The sequence below is a fragment of the Methylobacterium sp. FW306-05-D genome (assembly GCF_058782155.1).
The window spans coordinates 1-4,902 of the sequence record NZ_JBYSXL010000142.1 but is presented as its reverse complement, the minus strand read 5'-3'; the positions used below and the strand labels follow the sequence as shown (position 1 = coordinate 4,902).

The following is a 4,902-nucleotide window of genomic DNA, read 5'->3' as shown; positions in this document are numbered from 1 at the left end:
GTCCGCCCGTCGCCCAACAGGTCCTCGTGCAGGCGCCGGGGCGGCTGCGTGCCCTGGTCCGCGGCAGCGAGATCGGCCTGATCGTGCTCGCCGCCCTGATCGGCTGCTGCGGCGGCGTCGCCGTCGCGGGGATGAACCGCGCGACCCAGGCCATGCGCGAGCTGCTCTACGGCCTGCCGCCGGGCCTGCGCCTCAGCGCCGCCACCGACATCCCCCCGCTGGTGATGCTGCTGGCCCCGGCCTTCGGCGGCGTGCTGCTGGCCCTGTTCACCCTGGCCCTGCGCTGGCAGCGCCGGCCGCGCCGGGCGGTGGTCGACCCGATCGAGGCCAACGCCCTGCATGGCGGCCGGATGTCGATCCGCGATTCCACCGTGGTGGTGATCCAGAACACCATCTCCAACGGCAGCGGCATCTCGGTGGGGATGGAGGCGGCCTACACCCAGTTCTGTGCGGGGCTCGCCTCCCGCCTCGGCCTGTCCTTCGAGCTGCGCCGGGCCGACCAGCGCACCCTCGTCGGCTGCGGCGCGGCGGCCGCCATCGCGGCGGCCTTCGGCGCACCGCTGACGGGGGCGTTCTACGCCTTCGAGCTGATCATCGGCACCTACTCGATCGCGACCCTGACGCCGGTCGTGGTCGCCGCCCTCTGCGGCAGCGTCGTCGCCCGCACCCTGGTGGCGCAGAGCGCCCTCGTCACCGTCGAGCGGGCGGATGCCGTCACCACCACGGTCCTGACCACCCTCGACACCGTGCCGAGCCTCGTCCTCGGGCTGATCTGCGCCGGGCTCGGCATCCTGATCATGCGTGGCGTGACCCTGGTGGAGGCGGGTTTCCGCGCCACCCGCCTGCCGACCCTGTGCGTCCCGATCCTCGGCGGGTTCTGCGTCGGTGGCCTGGCGCTCCTCGCCTCGCCGCAGGTGCTCTCCGGCGGGCACGGGGCGTTGCACCTGCACCTCGACGCCCACGGCACCACCGCGGGCCTCTCCGCCCTGATGCTGCTGTTCGTCGCCAAGGCGACCGCCTCGGCGATCTCCATCGGGTCGGGCTTCCGCGGCGGGCTCTTCTTCGCCTCGCTCTTCCTCGGGGCGCTGGCAGGGGAGATCTTCGCCGCCGGGATGCCGCTGATCCTGCCCGGCCTCTCCGCCTTCGGGCTGACCCCGCTCGCCTACGCGGTGATCGGCATGAGCGCCCTGGCCGTGGCGGTGATCGGCGGCCCGCTGACCATGACCTTCCTCGCCCTCGAGCTCACCGGCAGCTTCCCGATCGCCGGCCTCGTCCTGGTGGCGGTGATCGCCTCGTCCCTGACGGTGCGCAAGACCTTCGGCTATTCCTTCGCCACCTGGCGCTTCCACCTGCGCGGCGAGAGCATCCGCAGCGCGCACGACGTCGGCTGGATCCGCACTCTGACGGTGGGCAAGCTGATGCGCCGCGAGGTGCCGATGGCGCCCCTCGACCAGACCCTGGCGAGCTTCCTGCGCAAGCACCCGCTCGGCTCGCCCTCGCGGGTGGTGATGGTGGACGGGGAGGGGCGCTATGCGGGGATCGTCCTGGTGCCGGAGGCCCACGCGGCCCTCCGGGAGGCGGAGGACGCCTCGCCCGATCTCGCAGGCCTGCTGCGCCACACGGACGACGTCCTCACCGCCGACATGAACGCCAAGGTCGCCACCGCGATCTTCGACCGGACCGAGAGCGAGGCCCTGGCGGTGGTCGAGGACCTGAAGACGCGCAAGGTCATCGGCTTCCTCACCGAGAGCCACACCCTGAAGCGCTACAGCGAGGAGCTGGACCGGCAGCGCCGGGCGGTGCTCGGCGAGGCGGGCTGACGGCTCTCAGTCCGTCCGGCGGGTGATCCGGCGCCAGGCGACAGAGCCGAAGGCGAGCAGGCTCGCCCCGCCCATCATGACGAGGCTCCAGCCCCAGTCGGACGGCAATTGCCCGTCCGCCGGCCGCAGGACCTGCCCCGAGGCCAGCACGAGCCCGAAGCCGGTGACGATGGCGGAGACCAGAAGTCCCAGACTGACCCCGATACCCATGGGAAAACGCCTTCTCGATCGAAACGGGCCGGCCGCCCTCGCGAGGCGGCCGGCCGGAGCGTCACTTCTGCGGCGCGGTCGAGGCCGTCGCGGCGGCCGGGGTGGCGGTCTTCTGCGGCGCGCCGAGCACGTCGACCATGTCGAAGCGCACGCCGTCCTCCACCTTCTTCAGGAGGGCGTTGCCCTCGTAGTACTGGCCCTGGTCGATCAGCTTGGCGGCTTGGTCGACCTCGGTCACGGTCTGGTTCAAGGGCGCGACGGCCAGCACGAAGTTCACGTCGACGCCGGCGAGCTTCAGCCCGTCGACGGCCGCCTTGCGGTCACCCGTCTCCAGGCTCCTGTTGGCGCTCGCCACCGCGGCGGTCTTGGTCGGCGTCGCCACGAAATCCTCGCCGAGGGTCAGCTGCCCGTCGACGGGGAGCCAGGCGGTGGGCCGGGTGGACGCCTTGGCCGGGTCCGTCGTCTTGGTCGTGTCAGCCTTCTTGGTCGTGTCGGTCGGCTTGGTCGTGTCGGTCGGCTTGGCCGGGCCGCGCAGGTCCGCCTCGGCCTTGGTATAGACCGCCTCGTCGGTCTTGGCCTTGGCCAAGGCGGCCTGGGCCTTTCCGATCAGGTCCTTGGCCAGGGTCGGATCGGCGTCGAAGATGGCGATGCGGGCGAGATGCAGGTCGCGGAAGGCCTGGGCGCCGTCCTTCGACAGCTTGCCCACATCCGTGTCGGCCGCCTGCTGCGCGGCGCCGACCGGCGGGGCGGCCGGGGCCTTCACGGCGTCGTTGGCGAGGGCGACTCCGCCGAGGAGGGAGGTGGCGACGAGGAAAGCGGCGACTGTTCTGGTCTTTGTCATGGCAATACCTCCGAAGATGAGCGGCGCCACGCCTCTCAGGGCACCTTGACCTGTCCGCGCCGAAGCTCTCTTCTGATCTCGACTGTGATCCCGCCCGTTTTCGAAGTCACCTTAAAGAATCGTCAGGTTCGGTTCATGCGATCCGGCTTGACAGGGGCCGGGATCGGGCGGCCGCCGGCGCCCGGAAACCGGGCATGAAAAAAGCACGCGGTGCGCCGGCACCGCGTGCTCCCGGGATTCGGACAGATCGTCGTCTCAGGCGGGCGAGAGCCGGGTCTTGCGCATCAGGGCCTCCTCGACGGTGCCGTCGCCGTCGAGATAGCCGTGCCGCTTCGGGTTCGGCATGATCAGCGAGCCGATGAAGGCGATGCCCAGCATCACGGTGACGTACCAGAAGAAGGTGCTCTCGGAGCCCAGCTGCTTGAGATAGAGAGCGACCATCTCGGCGGTGCCGCCGAAGAGCGAGTTGGCGATGGCGTAGGACAGGCCGACGCCCAGCGCCCGCACCTGGGTCGGGAACAGTTCGGCTTTCACGATGCCGCTGATGCCGGTGTAGAAGCTGATCACGACCAGCCCGATCATGATGAGCGCGAAGGACAGCACCGCGTTCTGCGTGGAGCCGATGGCGGTCATCAGCGGCACCACCATCAGGGTGCCGAGGCCGCTGTAGAGCAGCATGTTGGCCTTGCGCCCGATCCGGTCCGAGAGCCAGCCGAAGAAGGGCTGGATGATCATGTAGACGAACAACGCCGCGGTGGAGATCTGCGAGGCCGTGACCTTGTCGATATGGGCCGTGTTGAAGAGGTACTTCGGCATGTAGGTCGTGAAGGTGTAGAAGCTCAGCGAGCCGCCGGCCGTGTAGGCCAGCACCACGCAGAACGCGCGCCAGTGCTTGAACAGGGCCGAGAAGGTGCCGGAATCCTTCTTGGCCATGTCCTCCTTGGTGGCCGTCTCGTCCAGCGACGAGCGCAGGTAGAGCGCGACCACCGCCGCGACGGCGCCGAGCACGAACGGGATGCGCCAGCCCCAGGCGGTGAGTTCCTGGGCGGTGAGGAAGCTCTGGAGGATGATCAGCACCAGCGAGGCGAGGAGCTGGCCGCCGATCAGGGTGACGTACTGGAACGAGGCGAAGAAGCCGCGCCGGCCCTTCACGGCGATCTCGCTCATGTAGGTGGCGCTGGTTCCGTACTCGCCGCCCACCGACAGGCCTTGGATCATCCGGGCGATGAGCAGCAGGGCCGGGGCGAGATGTCCGACCGTGGCGTAGGTCGGCAGCACCGCGATCATCAGCGACCCGGCGCACATCATCAGCACCGAGATCAGCATCGAGGTCTTGCGGCCCAGGCGGTCGGCGATGCGGCCGAACAGCCAGCCGCCGATCGGGCGCATGAAGAAGCCCACCGCGAAGACCGCGGCCGATTGCAGGAGCTGGCTGGTGCTGTCGCCGGCCGGGAAGAACACCGGCGCGAAGTAGAGCGCGAAGAAGGCGTAGCAGTAGAAATCGAACCACTCCACGAGGTTGCCCGACGAGGAGGCGACGATCGCCTTGATCCGGCGTCGGTTGTCGGCGGATTCCTCCGCCTTGGTCGTGATGGTTCCGGCCCCACCTGTCATCCGTTCCGTCCCTGTGTGCTGGGCAAGGCCGTTCCGCGGCTTGCTTTGCGGGGACGTTACCGCCTGAGACGGATTTCACAAGGGCGCTCAGCGGTTTGCCGCGAAATCGCAAGATTTCGATGAAACAAGCCGGTGGAAGACGGCTCGTTGAGCTTGGCAGCGACAGTCGAGCAGCCCCGAGATCTCGGACCTGAAGATCAGCGCAAGAAAAACGGGAACGGTTCGAGCAAGAGCTTCGTTGCGGGGGGCATCGACGTCGCGGGACGTCCGGCGGCAATGAGATTGGAAACGAACCCATGAGCAAGCTCTTTCGGAGCACGGTGACGGCGGCGGCCCTGGTGATCGGTGCGGCGAGCGCATTCGCGCAGGGTGGAGCCGGCGGCGGCGCCGGTGGTGGAGCGGGCGGCGGCTCCACCC

Annotated in this window: 4 protein-coding genes; 1 reads left to right on the top strand and 3 read right to left on the bottom strand. The window is 69.3% G+C overall.

The genetic code is table 11. The annotated features are described in order from the left end of the window. On the top strand, nt 1–1,820 hold a 1,820-nt coding region (locus AC3WLN_RS23610; RefSeq protein ID WP_492485361.1), incomplete at its 5' end, for a chloride channel protein. A 6-nt stretch (nt 1,821–1,826) separates the two neighbouring features. Here the strand turns inward: AC3WLN_RS23610 and AC3WLN_RS23605 are convergent. From AC3WLN_RS23605 to AC3WLN_RS23595, 3 genes are all read right to left on the bottom strand, one after another. Beyond that, nucleotides 1,827–2,030, bottom strand: coding sequence for a hypothetical protein (locus tag AC3WLN_RS23605; protein ID WP_492485359.1), 204 nt, complete (start codon nt 2,028–2,030; stop codon nt 1,827–1,829). 61 nt (nt 2,031–2,091) lie between these two features. Further along, nucleotides 2,092–2,871 carry a YfdX family protein gene (locus AC3WLN_RS23600; protein WP_492485357.1) on the bottom strand — a complete coding sequence of 260 codons (780 nt, stop codon included), beginning with the start codon at nt 2,869–2,871 and terminating at the stop codon, nt 2,092–2,094. Between the two features lie 255 nt (nt 2,872–3,126). Beyond that, a complete protein-coding gene (locus AC3WLN_RS23595) occupies nt 3,127–4,485 on the bottom strand; it encodes an MFS family transporter (protein WP_492485355.1) in 1,359 nt (452 codons plus the stop codon). Between the last annotated feature and the right edge of the window lie 417 nt (nt 4,486–4,902).